The organism is Actinomadura bangladeshensis (assembly GCF_004348335.1).
GTDB lineage: Bacteria > Actinomycetota > Actinomycetes > Streptosporangiales > Streptosporangiaceae > Spirillospora > Spirillospora bangladeshensis.
Genome location: NZ_SMJW01000166.1, coordinates 1 through 18,332 on the forward strand (window position 1 = coordinate 1; position 18,332 = coordinate 18,332).

Here is an 18,332-nt window from a genome sequence, read left to right on the forward strand (position 1 = left end):
ATAAGAGACAGGACCCGGAGGGGTGCGGCATGGCCGGGGAGCCGGTGGCGCGGGCGGAGAACGTCTGGCGGCGCTCGTATCCGTTCTGGGACGCCTACTTCGCGATGGTGCTGGTCGGGACCATCGCCGCGACGACCGCCGACGAGGTGGCGCCGGGGCGGCGGTCGGCGGCGGTCGCGCTGCTCGTCCTGCTGAGCGTGGCGTACGTGGCGATCGGGCGGAAGGCGCTCCGGTCGCAGGAACTGCCCCGGCCCGGCTGCAAGATCTACGCGGTCGCGCTGATCTGCATGTTCGTGCCCGCGACGGTGCTCGCGCCGGTGACGGCGACGGCCCTCGCCGCGCTGGCGCCGCAGGTCTACATGATGTACGGGGCGGGGCGCGGGTTCGCGCTGATGCTCGTGCTGCTGTCCGGGCCGGTCGGGCTGGGGCTGGCGGAGTCCGGGGCGGGCACGGCGACGACGGTCGTCATCGTGGCGGCGGGCATCGCGTGCAGCGGGCTGCTCGCGGTGTTCATCGGGCGGATGGGCCACCAGAACCACGAGCGGAAGCGCCTCATCGAGGAGCTGGACCGGACGCGCGGCGAACTGGCCGAGGTCAGCCGCGAGGCGGGCGTGCTCGCCGAGCGGGAGCGGCTGGCCCGCGACATCCACGACACGATCGCGCAGGGGTTCACGTCCATCACGATGCTGCTGCAGGCGGCGGAGGCCGAGGTCGGGCCGAACCGGCACCTGGAGCTGGCCCTGCGGTCGGCGCGCGAGAACCTGGCCGAGACGCGGGGCCTCGTCGCGGCGCTCGCGCCGCCCGCGCTGGACGGCAGCTCCCTGGTGGAGGCGCTGCGGCGGATGGCCCGCGACTTCGACCTGCCCGCCGACCTCGCGGTCGAGGGCGAGCCGCGGCCGCTGGACGCCGTGGAGGTCGTCCTGCTGCGGGTGACGCAGGAGGCGCTCGCGAACGTCCGCAAGCACGCCGAGGCGACGGAGGTGAAGGTGCGCCTGGAGTACGGGGACGCCGTGCGGCTGACGGTCGCCGACGACGGGCGCGGGTTCGCGCCGGACGCGGTCGAGCGCGGGTTCGGGCTGCGCGGCATGCGGAGCCGGGTCGAGCAGGCCGGCGGGGCGTTCGCCGTCACCGGCGGCGACGGCACCGTGGTCGAGGCGGTGATCCCGTGCTCCGCGTGATGATCGTGGACGACCACCCGATCGTCCGGGAGGGGCTGCGCGGGATGCTGGCCGCCGAGCCGGACATCGAGGTGGCGGGCGAGGCCGCGTCCGGGGACGAGGCCGTCGCGCTGGTCCCCCGCATCGCCCCGGACGTCGTCCTCATGGACCTGCGGATGCCGTCCGGCGACGGCGTGAGCGCGATCGAGCGCCTGCCCGGCCACCGGATCCTCGTCCTGACGACGTTCCAGGACGACGCCGACATCGTCCGCGCGATCGAGGCGGGCGCCGCCGGCTACCTGCTGAAGGACGCGTCGCGCGCCGACCTCGCCGCGGCCGTCCGGGACGCCGCGGCGGGCCGGCGCGTCCTGTCGCCCGAGGTGTCGGCGCGCCTCGCGGCGGTCGACGAGACTCCCGCGCCGCCCGTCCTGTCCACGCGCGAGGCGGAGGTGCTCGCCCTCGTCGCCGAGGGCCTCACCAACGCCCAGATCGGCGAGCGCCTCTACATCGGCCAGGCGACGGTGAAGACGCACCTCCTGCGCATCTTCACCAAACTGGGCGTCTCCGACCGCACCGCCGCCGTCATGACCGCCCTCCAGCACGGCCTCATCCCCGCCCCCTGACTCACTCCTCGGTGGCGGGGCTGCCGCCGGCCTCGTATTCGGCGAGCAGGTCCTCCTCGGAGGCGCCGCGGCGCCAGTAGCCGGTGAAGGTGACGGCGCGGCGGTCCAGGCCGCGCTCCTTCACCAGGTGCCGGCGCAGGGCCTTGACCGCGCTGGACTCGCCGGCGATCCACGCGTAGGCGCTGTCCGGGACCTTCGCGCCGCGGACGGCGTCCACGAGGGTGCCGGGGGAGACCCAGGCGACCTCGGTGTCGGCGGCGGTGGGCAGATCGCGGCGGTCCTCGGGGTGCGGGACGTCGATGAAGACCTGCGCGGGCGTCCCGGCGGGCAGCCAGGCGAGGTTCCCCGCGATGGCGGGCAGCGCGGTCAGGTCGCCCGCGATCACGACCGGGGCGCCGGGCGGCGGGCGGAAGTCGTAGCCGCCGTTGTCCGGGCCGGTCGGGGCGAGGATCGTGACGCGGTCGCCCTCGGCGGCCGCCGAGGCCCACCGCGACGCCGGCCCGGACGTGCCGTTGCCGTGCAGCGCGAAGTCGACGTCCAGCTCGCCGGGGCGGTGGTCGCAGACCGTGTACGAGCGCATGATGCCGCGCTCGGCCGGGTCCAGCGCGCGCCAGTCGTTGAACCAGGTGGCGCCGTCGCCGTTCTCCGGCATGACCGGCGCGTCCTGGTGCGGGTGCGGGAGGAACAGCTTGAAGCGCTGGTCGCGCCCGGCGGTCGCGAAGCCGTCCAGGGACGTCCCGCCCAGGGTGATCCGGACCATGGACGGCCCGAGCCGCACGGACCGGGCCACGTGCACGTCGAAGAAGGCGTAGGGGTGGGCCGGAGTCGTCATCGTGCCGCCTTTCAGCCGGTCTTCTTCGCGGAGTTGATGGCGGTCGCGAGGGCTTCGAGGAGCGGCGCGCAGCCCTCGTAGGAGAAGCGGGGCTCGGCGTTCCAGGGGATGACCTGGCCGGCCTTCACCGCGGGGAGGTCCTTCCAGGACGGCTTTGACTCCAGGTCCTTCGGCTGCAGTGCCTGCGTGCGGGAGTCGAGCAGGATGAGGTCGGCCTTGTACTTGTCGGCGTTCTCCCAGCTCAGGCTCTCGAAGTAGTCGTCCTCGCCCAGCTTGTCCGGGACGATCAGGTCGACGCCGAGCTCCGTGTAGTAGATGAGGTCGGTGTTCTTGGCCGGGCTGGAGGCGTAGAACAGGTCGGGGCTCCCGGACGCGGCGAGCACCTTCAGGCCCGGCTTGGCCTTCGCCGCCGCGCGCACGGCCTCGGCGGCCTTCTCGAACCGGGCCTTGGCGGCGGTGACCTTCGGCGCCTTCAGGTCGGCGCCGAGCGCGGCGGCGAGCGCGGCGGTCCGCTCGATCGGCTTCGGCAGCGGGACGGAGCCGGCGGCGATGGCGACGCTCGGCGCCAGCGCGTAGATCTTGTCCTTGCTCTCCGCGGGGACGTAGAACAGCTCGCCCGGGATGAACATGTTGTCGACGAGCAGGTCGGGGCGGAGCGCGGCGTACTTCTCGATGTTGAACTCGCCGAACGCGTTGCCGATGATCTCCAGCCGGTCGACGGGCAGGTTCCCGGCCTGCGGGTCGGGCCTGCCGTCCTTCAGCTTGGTCGGGCCGAACACGCCGACGATCTGCTCGTCGATGCCGAAGTCGTAGAGCGCGGCGGCGGTGGCGGAGTAGCCGACGATCCGCTGCGGGCGCTTCTTGAGGTCGACCTTCGTGCCGCGGTCGTCGGTGAACGTCCAGGCGCCGCCGCCGGGGGAGGCGGTGCCGCCCGAACCGTCGTCGCCGCCGCACGCGCTGATCAGCGCGCCGAGGGCGAAGGCGCCGCCGGCGCCCAGGACGGCACGGCGGGTGAGGGGGCGAGCACCGATATGCGACATGCGAACTTTCTCCTGAATCAATTACGGTGGCCGGATAGTGGACCGATGGGCACTTAGGTTAACCTAACCTAAGATCTTGTCCAGAGGAGGCCCGCCAGGTGCTGTCGACCACGCCGCGCCCGCTCGCCGAGCGGCCGGCCGCACCCCCCGGTCGCGCATGGCGGGCGGCCGGACTCGGCGGCGGAGTCCTGTTCCTGCTCGCCGCCGTCGCGCTCAGCCTCGCCGTCGGCGCGAAGCCGCTCTCGCTCGGGCAGGTGTGGGACGGGCTCGTCGACCCCGGCTCGGCCGCGTACACGCTCGTCCACGAGATGCGCCTCCCGCGCACGCTGCTCGGCCTGCTCGCCGGGACGGCGCTCGGGCTGGCCGGCGCGGTGATGCAGGCGCTCACCCGCAACCCGCTCGCCGACCCCGGCATCCTCGGCATCAACGCGGGCGCCGCGGCCGCCGTCGTGTCGGCGATCTCGTTCCTCGGGATCACCTCGTTCACCGGCTTCGTGTGGTTCGCGTTCGCGGGCGCCGGCGCGGTCGCCGTGCTGCTCTACGCGGTCGGCGGCGGGCGCGGCGCCACCCCGGCGCGGCTCGCGCTCGCGGGGGCCGCGCTCAACGCCGCGCTGTACTCCTATGTGAACGCGGTGCAGCTCCTCGACACCGCGTCCCTGGACCGGATGCGCTTCTGGACGGTCGGCTCCCTCGCCGCCGCGCAGGACTACACCGTCGTCCGCGTCGCCCCGTTCGTCGCGGTCGGCCTCGTGCTCGCGCTGCTGCTCGCCCGCCCGCTGAACGCGATGGCGATGGGCGAGGACGCCGCCCGCGCGCTCGGCGCCGACCCCGGCCGCGCCCGGATCGCCGCGATCGCCGCGGTCACCCTGCTGTGCGGCGCGGCGACGGCGGCCTGCGGGCCGATCATCTTCGTCGGGCTGATGGTGCCGCACCTCGTCCGCGCGCTGACCGGCCCCGACCTGCGCCGGCTGCTGCCGTTCTGCGCGATCCTGTCGCCCGCGCTGATGCTGGCGGCGGACGTCCTCGGGCGCGTCGCCGCCCGCCCGTCCGAGGTCCAGGTCGGCATCGTGATGGTCATCGCGGGCGGGCCGGTGTTCCTGTACTTCGTCCGCCGCCCGCGGAAGGGCCTCTCATGAGCCGCGGGCCGCACTTCGCCGTCGTCCGGACGCCCGCCGGGGCGTCGTTCCGGTTCCGCCCGCGCGGGTTCGCCGTCGCCGCGCTCTGCCTGGCGGTGGCGCTCGGGACGGGCGTCCTGCTCATCGGCAGCGGCGACTTCCCGATGAGCCCCGCCGACGTCGTCCGCACCCTGCTCGGGCAGGGCACGCCCGCCGACTCGCTGATCGTCAACGAGATCCGGCTGCCCCGGGTGGCCGCCGGGCTCGCCGTCGGGGCCGCGCTCGGCCTGGCGGGCGCGATCTTCCAGTCGCTCACCCGCAACCCGCTCGGCAGCCCGGACATCCTCGGGTTCACCCAGGGCGCGGCGGGCGGCGTCCTCGCGGTGATCGTGCTGACCGGCGGCGGCACCGCCGCGGTCGCGGCCGGCGCGGCGGGCGGCGGCCTGCTCACCGGCCTGGTCGTGTTCGCGGTCGCGGGACGGCACGGCGCGCACGGCCAGCGGCTCGTCCTCGTCGGCATCGGCGTGGCGGCGATCCTCACCGGCCTGAACGGCTACCTACTCACCCAGGCGCAGATCACCGAGGCGGCCCGCGCCGTGCTGTGGCTGACCGGCAGCCTCGACGGCCGCGACTGGGCCGACACCGCGCCCGTGCTCGCGGCGCTCGCCGTCCTCGGGCCGCTCGTCATGGCGGGCTGCGGCCGGGCGCTGCGGATGCTGGAGATGGGCGACGACGCCGCGCACGGCCTCGGCGTCCCGATCGAGCGGGTCCGGCTGGTCATGCTGACCGCGGCCGTGCTGCTCACCTCGCTCGCCGCGGCGGCGGCCGGGCCGGTCGCGTTCGTCGCGCTGACCGCGCCGCAGCTCGCCCGCCGCCTCACCCGCACGACCGGCCCCAACCTGCTGCCCGCGACGTGCATGGGCGCGGCGCTGCTGGTGGCCGCCGACTGGGTCGCGCAGCACGCCTTCCCGGGGCGCCAGCTCCCGGTCGGCGTCGTGACCGGCCTCCTCGGCGGCGGGTACCTGGTCTGGCTCCTCGTGACCGAACGCAAGACGGGACGGATCTGATGGACGAGAAAGCACGCCTCACCGGCACGGGCCTCACCCTCGCCTACGACAAGCGCACCATCGCCGAGGACCTCGACGTCGCCGTCCCGGACGGGTCGTTCACGGTCATCGTGGGCCCGAACGCGTGCGGCAAGTCGACGCTGCTGCGGGCGCTCGCCCGGATCCTGAAGCCGGCGGCCGGGACGGTCGTGCTCGACGGCGGGCCCATCGCCGGCTGGCCCGCCAAGAAGCTCGCCCGGACGCTCGGGCTGCTGCCGCAGTCGTCCATCGCGCCGGAGGGCATCACGGTCGCCGACCTGGTGTCGCGCGGCCGGTACCCGCACCAGAGCCTGCTGCGGCAGTGGTCGCGGGAGGACGAGCGGGTCGTCGCCGAGTCGATGGCCGCGACCCGCGTCCAGGACCTCGCCGAGCGGCACGTGGACGAGCTGTCGGGCGGCCAGCGGCAGCGCGTGTGGATCGCGATGGCGCTCGCCCAGCAGACCCCGCTGCTCCTGCTGGACGAGCCGACGACCTACCTCGACATCGCCCACCAGATCGAGGTCCTGGACCTGTGCGCGCGGCTGCACGAGGAGGGCCGCACGGTCGTCGCCGTCCTGCACGACCTGAACCACGCCGCCCGGTACGCCACGCACCTGATCGCCATGCGGGACGGCCGGATCGTCGCGGCGGGCGACCCGGCCGCGGTCGTCACGTCGGAGCTGGTCGAGGAGGTGTTCCGGCTGCCGTGCCGGGTGATCGACTGCCCGGAGACCGGGACGCCGCTCGTCATCCCGGCCGCGCGCGGCCGGGTCCCAGCCCTGCACTGACCGCGAATTAGTTGTAGGCTTATAACGTTTGTAGGTCTACAACGATTGGACCGCGGTGCCCGAACTCAGCCATCGCCGCAGGTCACTGGTCCTCGGCATCTGCTGCATGAGCCTGCTCATCGTCAGCCTGGACAACACGATCCTCAACGTCGCGCTGCCCACCCTGCAGCACGACTTCGACAGCTCGCTGTCCGGGCTGCAGTGGACGATCGACGCCTACCTGATCGTCCTCGCCTCGCTGCTGATGCTCGCCGGCTCGACCGCCGACCGGATCGGGCGCCGCCGGGTGTTCCAGACGGGCCTCGCGCTCTTCGTCACCGGGTCGGTGCTGTGCAGCCTCGCGCCGTCCCTCGGCTGGCTCGTCGCCGCCCGCGTCGTGCAGGCCGTCGGCGGGTCGATGCTGAACCCGGTCGCCATGTCGATCATCACGAACGTGTTCACCGAGCCGCGCGAGCGGGCCCGCGCCATCGGCGTGTGGGGCGCCGTCGTCGGGCTGAGCATGGCGATGGGGCCGCTCGTCGGCGGGTTGCTCGTCGACTCCGTCGGCTGGCGGTCGATCTTCTGGCTGAACGTGCCGATCGGCCTCGCCGCGCTCGCGCTGACCGCGCTGTTCGTCCCCGAGTCGCGCGCCGGGCGGCCGCGCCGGCCCGACCCGCTCGGCCAGGCGCTCATGATCGTGCTGCTCGGGACGCTGACCTACGCGATCATCGAGGCGCCCGGACGCGGCATCGGCGACCCGGCCGTCTACGGCGCCGCGCTGCTCGCCGCGGCCTCGCTCGCCGGGTTCGTCCTGCACGCGCTGCGCGCCCCCCAGCCGCTGATCGACCTGCGCTTCTTCCGCAGCCTGCCGTTCTCGGGCGCGACGCTGATCGCGATCAGCGGGTTCGCGGCGCTCGGCGGGTTCCTCTTCCTCAACACGCTCTACCTGCAGAACGTCCGGGGCATGTCGGCGCTGCACGCCGGGCTGTACCTGCTGCCGATGGCCGCGATGACCGCCGCGGTCTCCCCGCTGTCCGGACGCCTGGTCGGCGGCCGCGGCCCCCGGCTGCCGCTGCAGATCGCCGGGGCCGCGATGCTCGCCAGCGGGCTGCTGTTCGCCGCGTTCGACGCCGAGACCGGTGACGTCACGCTGTTCGCGTCCTATGTGCTGTTCGGCATCGGGTTCGGGATGATCAACTCGCCGATCACGAACACCGCCGTGTCCGGGATGCCGCGCGCCCAGGCCGGGGTCGCCGCCGCCGTCGCGTCCACCAGCCGGCAGATCGGGCAGGCGCTCGGCGTCGCGGTGATCGGCGCGGTGCTCGCCGCCGGGACGTCCGGTGCCGTGTCGGGCGCGGCCTCCGGCGCGCCCGGCGCGGACGCCTTCGTGTCCGCCGCCCGCCCGGCATACTGGATCCTGGCCGGCTGCGCGGCGGCCGTCCTCGTGCTCGGCACGGTCACCACCGGCCGACGGGCCGCGCGCAGCACCGCGCGCGTGACCGAGCTGTTCGACGCCGGCGACCCGGCCCCGGAGGGACCCCACGTGACGGGAGCGAGCACCCGATGAACGAGCCCGCCACCGAGCCCGCCGTCGATGTCGCCGCGCGCGCCTGGCGCAACCTGGGCGTCGTGTTCCACGAGCGCAACGACATGCGCCGGAAGGTCGCCGAGGCGCTCGGCATGAGCTTCTTCCGGGCCAAGGCGCTGCGCCGCATCGCCGCCGCGGCGGAGCCGCTCACGCTCGGCGACGTCGCCGGGCTCCTGCTCACCGACCGCCCCTACGCCACCGTCGTGGTGGACGACCTGGTCGGGCGCGGCCTCGTCGAGCGCGCCCCGAACCCGGCCGACCGGCGCGCCAAGCTCGTCACGGCGACCGAGGCCGGGCGCGCCGCGGCGGCGGAGGCCGAGCGCATCCTCGCCACCCCGCCGCCGGAGCTGTACGGGCTCCCGGCCGAGGACCTCGCCGTCCTCGACCGGATCGCCCTCCATCTGCTGGGGGAGTCCACGACCCCCGGCGGTGCCTAGGCCGCTCCCGACGGGACCTTGTAGGTCTCGGCGGTCTCGGACTCCTGCGCGTCCCGTTCGACGACCAGGCCGCCGAGCGCCTTGGCGTCGGTCCGCAGGATGTAGGTCTTGCGGGTGCCCGGCTCGTCCACCTTCGAGAAGTCCATCGGGGTGCCGTAGCCGCCGTCGTGCGCGGTCGTCGACCGGTGCGCGGTGATCAGGCCCTCGCGGGTGAGGTCCTTGGCCTCGCACGCCTTCTTCAGCGCGTCCGCGAAGATCACCGCGCCGGTGTAGCCGTTGACGACCGCGCTGTCGCGCGGCTGCCCCGGGTACTTCTTGCCGTAGTCGTCCGCCAGCTTCTTGATGGCCGGCAGGTCGGACGAGATCGGCGCGCCGGCGCTGGCGAGGTAGAAGTCCTTCAGCAGCGCGGGCGCGGCCGGGGTCTGCAGCAGCTGCGGGGAGAACCCGGAGTTGCTCGCCACGATCGGCACCGTGATCCCCTTGGCCCGCGCCACGCCCGCCAGGGACGCCGACTGCTTCGGCCCGGCGCTCATCAGGATCGCCTTCACGCCGGCGTCCTTCAGCGCCGACACCTGCGCGGTCATGTCGTTGTCGGTCGCCTTGATCTTCTGCTCGACGAGCGTGAGACCGAGCTTGCCCGCCGCGTACTTCGACCCGGCGAGCGCGCTCTCGCCGTAGTCGCCCTCGAAGTAGACGTGACCGATCTTGTCGCCCTTACCGATCCCCTTCTCCTTGGTCAGGAAGTCCAGGGCGTTGATCATGTCGACGTCGTAGGTGGTCCCGGTGACCTGGATGTACTTGTTGCCGAGCAGCGTCGTCGCCCACGCGTTCGGGATCACGAACATCTTGTCGGAGGTGATCCGCTGGTTGAGCGCCGTCACCATCGGCGACCCGACGAACTGGGTGAGGCCGATGACGCTCGACTGCATCTCGCTGTACCCGGCGACCGCCTTCTGCACGTCGTAGCCGTGGTCGCGGACGACCAGCTCGACCTTGCGTCCGCAGATCCCGCCCTGCGCGTTGACCTGCTCGAAGTACATCTGCTGCGCCTGGGTGAGGCTCTTGCCGAGCGGGGCGTAGACGCCGGTCAGGTCGGTCGCGGCGCCGACGCGGATCGTGTCGTCGCCGACGCCGGGGCCGGTCTTGACACCGTCCTTCCCGGTGCCGCCGGACCCGCCGGTCGCCTTGCCGCTGCAGCCGGACGCCATGCTCAGCGGCAGCGCGAGCGCCAGGGCGGCGACCGCCGTGAGACGTGCCGTTCGGTTCATGTGGGTTGCTCCTCTTGCTCGAGTCGGGTGAGGGGACGGGCGGCCCGGCGCCGGGACGCGGCGGTGCGCAGCCGCGGCCACATCCCGGCCAGGCCGCCGGGCAGGAACAGGACGACGGCGACGACGGCGGCGCCGTACAGGATCCGGGCGGCCTCGGCGGGGGAGACCCCGGCGGAGCCCGGCGCGGCGACGAGCGGCAGGTCGTCGCCGAAGCGGGTGAGCAGCTGCGGCAGGACCGACACGAACACCGCGCCGGCGATCGCCCCCGCGGCGGTGCCGAGCCCGCCGATGACGATCATGGCGAGGTAGTCCAGGGACAGGAACATGCCGAAGTAGTCGGGGACGGTCCGGCGGAACGCCAGCGCCAGCAGCGCCCCGGCGGCCCCCGCGTACATCGACGACAGCACGAACACCCCGGCCCGGTAGCGCGCCACCGGCACGCCCATCACGGCCGCCGCCGTCTCGTGGTCGCGGATCGTGTTCATCGCCCGCCCCGGCCGGCCGCGCACGATGCCGCGCGCGATCCACGCCGCCGGGACCAGCAGCAGCACGGCGAGGAACCACAGCCGCTCCAGCGCGCCGAGCGGCACGTTGAACAGCACCAGCTCGGGGGAGTCGTCGAAGCGGAACCCGGCCAGCTCCAGCGGCGGGACGTCCCGCCCGTTGAACCCGCCGGTGACGGTCTCGGCGTTGAACAGCACGTGCTGCCCGATGAAGATCAGCGCGAGCGAGGCGATGCCGAGGTAGACGCCGCGCAGCCGTCCGGCGATGGGGCTGAACAGGCCGCCCGCGACGCCCGCGAGGACGATCGCGCCGATGAAGGCCAGCGGCGTCGGCAGCCCGAGGCCCGCGGCGTGCGGCCCGCCCTCGGACGCCAGGTACACGTACCCGTAGGCGCCGACCGCGAGGAAGAACGCGTGCCCCATCGACAGCTGCCCGGTCGCGCCGGTCAGCAGGTTCAGGCCGATCGCGCCGATCGCCGCCGACATCGCGAACAGGCCGGTCTGGAGCCAGAAGGCGTCCAGGTAGAAGGGCATGGCGAGCAGGACCAGCGTTCCGCCGAGCGCGGCCGCGGTGCGGAGCGGACGTTCAGACACGCGACAGCTCCCTCGTCCCGAACAGCCCGGCCGGGCGGACCAGCAGGACCAGCAGCATCACCACGAACGGCGCCACCTCGCCGATGCCGCGTCCCATGAACGCGAGGTCGCCCTGGTAGCCGGTCACCAGCGACTCGGTGAGCCCGACGATCAGCCCGCCGACCAGGGCGCCCGTCGTCGAGTCGAGCCCGCCGAGGATCGCGGCGGGGAACGCCTTCATCGCCGCGAACGAGGTGCTGCGGTCCAGGCCCGGCGTGGGGAACACGGTGAGGAACAGCGCCGCGACCGCGGCGAGCGCCCCCGCGACCGCCCATGCCGCCAGCGACACGCGGGTCAGCCGGACGCCCATCAGCGCCGCCGTCTCCCCGTCCTCGGCCGCCGCCCGCATCGCCACGCCCCACGAGGTGTAGCGGAACGCCAGCAGGAACGCCGCGATCAGCAGGGACGCGACCGCGAACGCGGCGATGCGGGTCTGCGCGATGCCGACGCCCGCCACCTCCACGATCTCGTCCTGCCAGGGGTCGCCCATCGACAGGACCTGCGTGCCGATCTCCCGCGTGAGCGCGGTCGTCAGCACGATGTCGACGCCGATCGTGACGATCGCGAGCACCGCCTGGTCCTCGACGCGGGCGCGGCGCAGCACCAGGAACTCCACCAGCGCGCCCGCGACCGCCGCCGCGGCGACGCCCGCGCCGAGCGCCGCGAGGAACCCGATGTCGTCGTGCAGGACCGCCGTCACGTAGCCGCCGACCAGCAGCAGCGACGCGTGCGCGAAGTTGACCACCTCGGTGGCCTTGAAGATGATCACGAAGCCGAGGGCGATCAGCGCGTACACCGACCCCGCCGAGACCCCGTTGACCACCAGCTCGATGAACGTGCTCAAGGATTTCCCTCCGAATCGGCGGTCTCGCGCGGCTCGTGCGCGGCGCCGAGGTAGGCGCGGATCACCGCCGGGTCCCGCTGCACCCGCTCGGGTGCGCCGCCCGCGATGCGCCGGCCGAAGTCCAGGACGGTGACCTCGTCGGCCAGCCGCATGACCATGCCCATGTCGTGCTCGACCAGCAGGACCGAGACGCCGAGGTCGGCGCGGACCCGGCCGATGACCTCGGCCATCCGCCGCCGCTCCGCGCCGTTCATCCCCGCCACGGGCTCGTCCAGGAGCAGCAGCCGGGGTTCCATCGCGAGCGCGCGGGCCAGCTCGACCCGCTTCTGGACGCCGTACGACAGCAGCCCCACCGGCGCCGCCAGATGCTCGCCGACCCCGACGAACCGGGCGATGTCGCGGACGCGGGCGCGGTGCCGGGCGTCCTCGCGGCGCGCCCGCGGCAGGCGCAGCCCCGCGGACGCGAACCCGGCCCTGGTGAGCCGGTGCCGCCCGAGCATCAGGTTGTCCTCGACGGACAGGTGCCGGGACAGCGCGATGTTCTGGAACGTCCGGGCCACGCCGAGGCCCGCGATCCGGTGCGGCGGCAGCGCGGTCAGCTCCGCGCCGGCGAACCGGACGCTGCCCTCGCTCGCCCGGTACACCCCGGACAGCACGTTGAAGCACGTCGACTTGCCCGCCCCGTTCGGCCCGATGACCGCGTGGACGCTGCCCTCCGCCACGGTGAAACCGACACCGTCCAGCGCCGTCAGCCCGGCGAACCGCACGGTGAGCCCCTCGACGACGAGTTCGCTCATCCGGCCCACCGCTCCAGCGACGGCGGCGGCACCGAGTCGCCGCCGTCCTCGTCCTCCTCGGCGCCGACGCCGAGGTAGCGCCGCCGGACCTCGTCGCTCGCGGCCAGCTCCGCCGACGGCCCGTGCAGCGTGACCGCGCCGACCTCCAGCACGTGCGCCTCCGACGACAGCTCCAGCGCCAGCGCGGCGTTCTGCTCGATCAGCAGGATCGCGGTGCCCTGCAGGTTGATCTCCCGGACGGTCTCGGCGATCCGCTCGGCCATCAGCGGTGCCAGGCCGAGCGTCGGCTCGTCCAGCAGCAGCACCGACGGGCACGCCATGAGCGCCCGCCCGATCGCGAGCATCTGCTGCTCGCCGCCGGACAGCAGCCCGGCCCGCTGCCGGGCCCGCTCGGCGAGCACCGGGAACAGCTCCAGCACCCGCCCGTGAGCCTTGGCCGCGGCGCCCCGGCCGGGCGCGCCGAGCGCGCCCGCCCGCAGGTTCTCCTCCACGCTGAGCCGGCCGAACACCCGCCGCCCCTCCGGCACCTGCACCACCCCGGCCGCCACGATGGTGGCCGGGTGCAGCCCGACGAGGGACCGGTCGCCGAGGCGGACCGCGCCGGCGTCCACCGCCCCGCGGTGGAACGGCAGCGTCCCGGAGATCGCCCGGAGCAGCGTCGTCTTGCCCGCCCCGTTCGCGCCGAGCACGGCCGTGACCGAGCCCGCCGGGACGTCCAGCGAGACGCCGCGCAGGGCCCGCACCGCCCGCCCGTAGCTCACCGACAGATCGCGGACCGCGAGGGTCCCGTTCGCCATTCGCCCCTCCGTAAGTTCGTGTGGCGGGCAGCCCAGCACGGGCCGCCGACCTGCGTCTACGGGCCGCGGGCAAGACGGGGCTGGGGTCCAACCGGCCGTCGTCCGGGTTGTGCGGCGAGCACAGTCGCGGCGCCTTCGACCCTCCGGCGGTGCGCGTGCGTATGTCCCGTCATGAGGGAGAATGTTCAGCGGCGATGGCGGACCGGAGCCGCCGTCGCCGCCGCGCTCGCGCTGACGGGCGCCTGCCAGTTCGAGCTGCGGCCGCCGCCCGGCCAGGTGCGCCCGGCCGCGCAGGGCGCCCCCGCGCCGCGGCAGGCCGCGCCGGGCGCGTTCGACGAGGCCGGGTTCCAGGAGGACCTGCGCACGGCCGAGGCGACCACGGACGACTACTGGCGGCGGCACTGGACCGAGCTGTTCACCGGCGCCTACAGCTCACCGCGGGTCGTGGGCCTCTACGACGGCGGCGACCCGAACTCGGCGCCGCTGTGCGGCAAGGAGCGCCTGACGCGCGACAACGCGGCGTACTGCCCGTCCGGCGACTACGTGGCGTGGGACGCGCACCTCATGCGCTCCGGCTACGCACGCGGCGACGCGTGGGTCTACCTGGTGATCGCGCACGAGTGGGGCCACGCGATCCAGGCGAGGCTCCGCCGCGGCCTGGTGTCGCCGGCCGCCGAACTCCAGGCCGACTGCCTGGCGGGGGCCGTCCTCTACGGCTCGTCCGACGACGGCACGCTGCGGTTCGAGGCGGGTGACGAGCAGGAGCTCGTGGACGCGTTCCAGGTCATCGGCGACAAGGCCCCCTGGACGAAACCCGGGGACCACGGCACGGCCGTCCAGCGGCTCCGCAGCTTCTCCCGCGGCGGCGAGAACGGCGTACCGGCCTGCTTCACCTGACGGGGGGCGTCCCCGCCGAGCATCATGGCGTCATGACCGCCGCGGACATGGTCGTCATCGAGGGCGACCGCCACACCACCGTCATGCTCGCCGGGGAGCTGGACCGGGCGTCGTGCCGCGACGTCGAGCCGCGGCTGCGGGCGCTGAGCGGCCGCCCCCTCGTCCTCGACTTCTCCGGGGTCTCCTTCATCGACGTGGACGGGCTGCGCATGGTCCACCAGTGCGCCCGCGGGACGGCCCTGGCACTGGTGGGCGTGCATCCCTTCGTGGCCAGGCTGTTCCGGATCCTCCGCCTGGACGCGCACGTCCCCCTGTGCCGCTCCATGGAGGAGGCGCTGTGGTGCCTCCTCCCGCGCACCGACGAGGAGATCAGGGACTGGCTCAGCTGAGGTGCCGCTCCACCGACTCGACCTTGGCGTCCAGAGCGCCGGTGACCCCGGGCCGGATGTCGGCCTTGATCACGAGCCCGACCCTGGGCGCGCGGGCCGCGACGGCGTCGGTGGCGTCCTTCACCACGGCCATGACCTCGTCCCATTCACCCTCGATCGTGGTGAACATCGCGTCGGTCCGGTTGGGGAGGCCGCTGGCCCGCACCACCCGGACCGCCTCCGCGACGAGTTCACCGACCTCTTCCCCGGCCCCGAGCGGGGTCACCGAGAACGCCACGAGCATCGGGCACCTCCGGAAAATCTACGGTTGGACGACCTGCCTCACCACGATCTCATCCAGCCGCCGCTCGACGATCACCCCCACCGGCCAGTCGCGCACGAGGCACCGCAGCAGCGCCGCCTCGTGCTCGGCGAACGAGGGGTCGCAGCCCTGCTGCTCAAGGCTGGACCGGATCGCCAGCACATGATCGTCCTCGGTGAACCCGGGCACCTCCCTGACCATCGCCGTGGTCGTGGCGCGGTGCGAGTTGAGCCCGGCGAAGGACCGGCCGCAGCCGCAGCCCCCGTCCGGGTCGTCCCGGTCGCGGGCGCACACCATCCCGATGTGGACGAGTTCCCCCTCGACGCACCAGTCGAAGTCGTTGTCGCGCAATCCCTGGCCGACGTTGGTGGCGGTGAGCAGCTTCAAGGCAACCCCCTCGGTCCTCGGACCCGCCCACCGTACGACGGGGGTCTGACATAACGTTCAAAGCATGAGCGAAGACAAGGACGTCCTGCTGGACCGCGACGGCCCGTTCACCACGATCACGATGAACCGCCCGAAGCGCCGCAACGCACTCTCCCGCACCTTCCTCGAAGACCTGACTGAGGCGTTCCAGCGGACCGGGGACACCGACGCACGCGGCATCATCCTGGCCGCGAACGGCCCGGTGTTCTCCGCCGGCCACGATTTCGCCGACATGGCGGGCGCCTCGCACGCCGACGTCCGCGACCTGCTCAGGGTCTGCACGGACCTGATGCGCACGATCCAGTCGGTTCCCCAGGTGGTCGTCGCCCGCGTCCACGGCCTGGCCACCGCCGCGGGCTGCCAACTGGTGGCGAGCTGCGACCTGGCGGTCGCCGCCGAGAGCGCGGGCTTCGCGGCTCCGGGCGGCAAGGGCGGCTGGTTCTGCCACACGCCCCTGGTGGCGATCTCCCACAACATCGGCCGCAAGCGCGCCGCCGAGATGGCCCTGACCGGCGAGATCTTCGATGCGGCAACGGCCGCCGACTGGGGCCTGATCAACTACGCGGTCCCGGACGAAGACCTGGACAAGGCCACCCACGAACTCCTCACGAGAGCCACCCAGGGCAGCCCGAGAAGCAAGGCCCTGGGCAAGCAGGCCATGTACGCCCAGCTGGACCGCCCGGAACAAGACGCCTACGCCTACGCCATAGAGGTAATGGCCGCCTCCAGCCAAACCCCGGAGGCCCAAGAGGGAATGAACGCGTTCCTAGAGAAACGCCACCCCACCTGGCCCGCCTGACCCACCCCAGCGAAATGAGCGGCAACCTGAGCACGAGGGGCGAAGCCCCGAGAACACCAGCCCCGTGCAAGGCTGAGGACCGCGCTGACCTGGGCCGGGAGGGGGCGTGGGGGCGGAGCCCCCACATCGGGGGTCCGGGGGTCGCCCCCCGGGAAGGCATCGCGGAAGAGTGACGGTCCGCGCCTTCCGCGGACATACCTCACCCGACTCTGTAGGGCGGGCGGGACTCGAACCCGCGACCGGAAGATTATGAGTCTTCTGCTCTGACCAGCTGAGCTACCGCCCCGAGGCCGTTCCCCCGGGGTGCCGGTGGGGGTTTTGCCGCGTGCAATCTTAGCGGGGAGGGGCGCCGCGACGCGTGGTCGAATCCTCCTTTCGGCGGGGCGAAGTCATACTTGGAGGCGAGTGACGGGTGTGGTGACTCGTCGGTAGGGTCCCGCGTATGTCCAGACGCATGCTCGTTGTCGTTCCCGTTCTGCTGGCGCTGGTGCTCACCGGCGCGTGTGATGACGGCGGCGGTGGCGGCGGGAAGAAGGCGGAGTTCGATGCCGCGGGGACGCTCCGGCAGGCGGCGCAGGCGATGGGGGCGTTGAAGAGCGTCGGGTTCACGCTGGAGTCGGAGGGCAAGACGCCGGTCATCGTGAAGAGCGGCGACATGAAGCTGCTGCGGAGCGGGGACGCGCAGGGGACGCTGACGGTCGAGCAGCAGGGCCAGAACATCGAGATGAAGGTCGTCGCGCTGGGGGACAGCATCTACCTGGACGCGGGGACGGGCGGCTGGCGGAGGCTGCCGAAGGCGCTGGCGGCGTCGATGTACGACCCGTCGGCGGTGCTGGATCCGCAGCGGGGGATCCCGATGCTGCTGTCGTCGGCGGCGTCGCCGGAGCCGCAGGCGGTGGAGAAGGTGGGCGGCGAGGACGCCTACCGGGTGGGGGCGAAGCTGCCGAAGGCGCAGATCGCGGGGTTGATTCCGGGGATCGGCGCGGACCTGGACGGCCAGGTGTGGGTGGGGAGGGCCGATCACCGGCTGCTGAAGGTGCGCGGGCGGTTCCCGAAGGGCGGCGCGGTGGTGATCTCGTTCACCGAGTTCGACGCCCCGTACAAGATCAGCGCGCCGAAGTAGGGCGGCGGGGGTGCGGACGCGGCGCCGGGTCGCGATCGGGGCGGGCGGCGCGGTGGTGCTGCTGGCCGCGCTGGACGCCTATGTGGTGACGACGGTCCTGGTGCCGATGGTGAAGGACGTCGGGATCCCGATCAACCGGCTGGAGCGGGTGACGCCGGTCCTGACGGGGTTCCTGCTGGGCTATGTGGCGGCGATGCCGCTGCTCGGGCAGCTGTCGGACCGGTTCGGGCGGCGGCCGCTGCTGCAGGGGTGCCTGCTGTTCTTCGCGGCGGGGTCGGTGGTGACGGCGCTGGCGGGGGACGTGCCGGTGCTGACGGCGGGACGGGTGGTGCAGGGCGTCGCGGGCGGCGCGCTGCTGCCGGTGACGATGGCGCTGGCCGGGGACCTGTGGGCGGAGCGGCAGCGGCCGGTGGTGCTCGGCGCGGTGGGGGCCGCGCAGGAGCTCGGGAGCGTGCTCGGCCCGCTGTACGGGGCGGGGATCGCGGCGGTGCTGGACTGGCGGGCGATCTTCTGGATCAACGTGCCGCTGGTGGCGGCGGCGATGGCGGCGGTGCAGGCCGCGGTGCCGGGCGGGCGCGGTGAGGGGGAGCGGCCCGGCGTGGACGTCGTCGGGGGCCTGCTGCTGGCGCTGGGCCTCGGGCTGCTGGTGGCGGGCGTCTACAACCCGGAGCCGGAGGAGTCGGCGCTGCCGCCGTGGGGGGTGCCGGTGCTCGCGGCGGGCGCGGTGGTGCTCGCGGTGTTCGTCCTGTGGGAGGTCAGGGCGAGGACGCGGCTGTTCGACCTGTCGGGGGTGCGGCGGGTGCCGCTGCTGGCGGTGCTGGGCGTGAGCCTGCTGTCGGGTGCGGCGCTGATGGTGACGCTGGTGGACGTCGTGCTGGTGGCGCAGACCGTCCTGCACAAGGACGCGACGG

At 73.6% G+C, this 18,332-nt stretch carries 21 protein-coding genes and 1 tRNA gene; 12 read left to right on the forward strand and 10 right to left on the reverse strand.

Features of this window, described 5'->3' with window-relative positions; all coding sequences use genetic code 11:
• Together E1284_RS27140 and E1284_RS27145 are read left to right on the forward strand one after the other, a co-directional pair.
• Positions 1–1,178, forward strand: a 1,178-nt coding sequence (locus E1284_RS27140; RefSeq protein WP_207923975.1) for a sensor histidine kinase, incomplete at its 5' end; no start/stop codon positions are given.
• Complete coding sequence (locus E1284_RS27145) at positions 1,166–1,780, forward strand: response regulator transcription factor (RefSeq protein ID WP_131942980.1); 615 nt, start codon at positions 1,166–1,168, stop codon at positions 1,778–1,780. The genes E1284_RS27140 and E1284_RS27145, both read left to right, overlap by 13 nt.
• A 1-nt stretch (position 1,781) precedes the next feature.
• On the opposite strand, the gene E1284_RS27150 is transcribed toward E1284_RS27145, so the two are convergent.
• Positions 1,782–2,612 carry a siderophore-interacting protein gene (locus E1284_RS27150; RefSeq protein ID WP_131942981.1) on the reverse strand — a complete coding sequence of 277 codons (831 nt, stop codon included), beginning with the start codon at positions 2,610–2,612 and terminating at the stop codon, positions 1,782–1,784.
• Between the two features lie 11 nt (positions 2,613–2,623).
• Complete coding sequence (locus tag E1284_RS27155; RefSeq protein ID WP_131942982.1) at positions 2,624–3,652, reverse strand: ABC transporter substrate-binding protein; 1,029 nt, start codon at positions 3,650–3,652, stop codon at positions 2,624–2,626.
• A gap of 98 nt (positions 3,653–3,750) precedes the next feature.
• Here E1284_RS27155 and E1284_RS27160 point away from each other — a divergent pair, with 98 nt between their 5' ends.
• From E1284_RS27160 to E1284_RS27180, 5 genes are all read left to right on the forward strand, one after another.
• Entirely contained in the window at positions 3,751–4,788 is a 1,038-nt protein-coding gene (locus tag E1284_RS27160) for a FecCD family ABC transporter permease (protein ID WP_165965448.1), read from the forward strand.
• Entirely contained in the window at positions 4,785–5,834 is a 1,050-nt protein-coding gene (locus E1284_RS27165) for a FecCD family ABC transporter permease (RefSeq protein ID WP_131942983.1), read from the forward strand. Before E1284_RS27160 ends, E1284_RS27165 begins: the two co-directional genes overlap by 4 nt.
• Complete coding sequence (locus E1284_RS27170) at positions 5,834–6,640, forward strand: ABC transporter ATP-binding protein (RefSeq protein WP_131942984.1); 807 nt, start codon at positions 5,834–5,836, stop codon at positions 6,638–6,640. The genes E1284_RS27165 and E1284_RS27170 overlap by 1 nt, the downstream gene beginning before the upstream one ends.
• Positions 6,641–6,746: 106 nt before the next feature.
• Positions 6,747–8,186: an MFS transporter gene (locus E1284_RS27175; protein ID WP_243714768.1), complete on the forward strand. Its 1,440-nt coding sequence runs from the start codon at positions 6,747–6,749 to the stop codon at positions 8,184–8,186.
• Positions 8,183–8,644, forward strand: a complete 462-nt coding sequence (locus E1284_RS27180) for a MarR family winged helix-turn-helix transcriptional regulator (protein ID WP_131942986.1) — start codon at positions 8,183–8,185, stop codon at positions 8,642–8,644. The genes E1284_RS27175 and E1284_RS27180 overlap by 4 nt, the downstream gene beginning before the upstream one ends.
• On the opposite strand, the gene E1284_RS27185 is transcribed toward E1284_RS27180, so the two are convergent.
• From E1284_RS27185 to E1284_RS27205, 5 genes are read right to left on the reverse strand one after another with little or no spacing between them, the layout of a single operon-like run.
• Entirely contained in the window at positions 8,641–9,912 is a 1,272-nt protein-coding gene (locus tag E1284_RS27185; RefSeq protein ID WP_131942987.1) for an ABC transporter substrate-binding protein, read from the reverse strand. The genes E1284_RS27180 and E1284_RS27185 overlap by 4 nt on opposite strands.
• Positions 9,909–11,009: a branched-chain amino acid ABC transporter permease gene (locus E1284_RS27190; RefSeq protein WP_243714769.1), complete on the reverse strand. Its 1,101-nt coding sequence runs from the start codon at positions 11,007–11,009 to the stop codon at positions 9,909–9,911. The genes E1284_RS27185 and E1284_RS27190 overlap by 4 nt, the downstream gene beginning before the upstream one ends.
• Positions 11,002–11,892, reverse strand: a complete 891-nt coding sequence (locus tag E1284_RS27195) for a branched-chain amino acid ABC transporter permease (RefSeq protein WP_131942988.1) — start codon at positions 11,890–11,892, stop codon at positions 11,002–11,004. The genes E1284_RS27190 and E1284_RS27195 overlap by 8 nt, the downstream gene beginning before the upstream one ends.
• On the reverse strand, positions 11,889–12,689 hold the full coding sequence (locus E1284_RS27200; protein WP_131942989.1) for an ABC transporter ATP-binding protein: 801 nt from the start codon (positions 12,687–12,689) through the stop codon (positions 11,889–11,891). Before E1284_RS27200 ends, E1284_RS27195 begins: the two co-directional genes overlap by 4 nt.
• Positions 12,686–13,486: an ABC transporter ATP-binding protein gene (locus E1284_RS27205; protein ID WP_131942990.1), complete on the reverse strand. Its 801-nt coding sequence runs from the start codon at positions 13,484–13,486 to the stop codon at positions 12,686–12,688. Before E1284_RS27205 ends, E1284_RS27200 begins: the two co-directional genes overlap by 4 nt.
• Positions 13,487–13,657: 171 nt before the next feature.
• Between E1284_RS27205 and E1284_RS27210 the strand changes: the two genes are divergently transcribed.
• A complete protein-coding gene (locus E1284_RS27210) occupies positions 13,658–14,383 on the forward strand; it encodes a neutral zinc metallopeptidase (protein ID WP_131942991.1) in 726 nt (241 codons plus the stop codon).
• 32 nt (positions 14,384–14,415) lie between these two features.
• The gene (locus E1284_RS27215; RefSeq protein ID WP_131942992.1) at positions 14,416–14,772 is read left to right on the forward strand and encodes an STAS domain-containing protein; all 357 of its coding nucleotides are present in this window, start codon (positions 14,416–14,418) and stop codon (positions 14,770–14,772) included.
• Here E1284_RS27215 and E1284_RS27220 read toward each other — a convergent pair.
• Together E1284_RS27220 and E1284_RS27225 are read right to left on the reverse strand one after the other, a co-directional pair.
• Positions 14,765–15,055: an MTH1187 family thiamine-binding protein gene (locus E1284_RS27220; RefSeq protein WP_131942993.1), complete on the reverse strand. Its 291-nt coding sequence runs from the start codon at positions 15,053–15,055 to the stop codon at positions 14,765–14,767. The genes E1284_RS27215 and E1284_RS27220 overlap by 8 nt on opposite strands.
• A gap of 18 nt (positions 15,056–15,073) precedes the next feature.
• Positions 15,074–15,460 (reverse strand): DUF7715 family protein, encoded by a 387-nt coding sequence (locus E1284_RS27225; RefSeq protein WP_131942994.1) that lies wholly within the window; start codon positions 15,458–15,460, stop codon positions 15,074–15,076.
• Positions 15,461–15,524: 64 nt separating this feature from the next.
• Here E1284_RS27225 and E1284_RS27230 point away from each other — a divergent pair, with 64 nt between their 5' ends.
• On the forward strand, positions 15,525–16,298 hold the full coding sequence (locus E1284_RS27230) for an enoyl-CoA hydratase-related protein (RefSeq protein WP_131942995.1): 774 nt from the start codon (positions 15,525–15,527) through the stop codon (positions 16,296–16,298).
• A 212-nt stretch (positions 16,299–16,510) separates the two neighbouring features.
• On the opposite strand, the gene E1284_RS27235 is transcribed toward E1284_RS27230, so the two are convergent.
• Positions 16,511–16,584: transfer RNA gene (locus E1284_RS27235), tRNA-Ile, on the reverse strand.
• A 168-nt stretch (positions 16,585–16,752) separates the two neighbouring features.
• Between E1284_RS27235 and E1284_RS27240 the strand changes: the two genes are divergently transcribed.
• Both E1284_RS27240 and E1284_RS27245 read left to right on the forward strand, forming a co-directional pair.
• A complete protein-coding gene (locus tag E1284_RS27240) occupies positions 16,753–17,421 on the forward strand; it encodes an LppX_LprAFG lipoprotein (protein ID WP_243714770.1) in 669 nt (222 codons plus the stop codon).
• Between the two features lie 10 nt (positions 17,422–17,431).
• Positions 17,432–18,332: MFS transporter (locus E1284_RS27245; protein ID WP_131942997.1), on the forward strand; the 901-nt coding region annotated here is incomplete at its 3' end.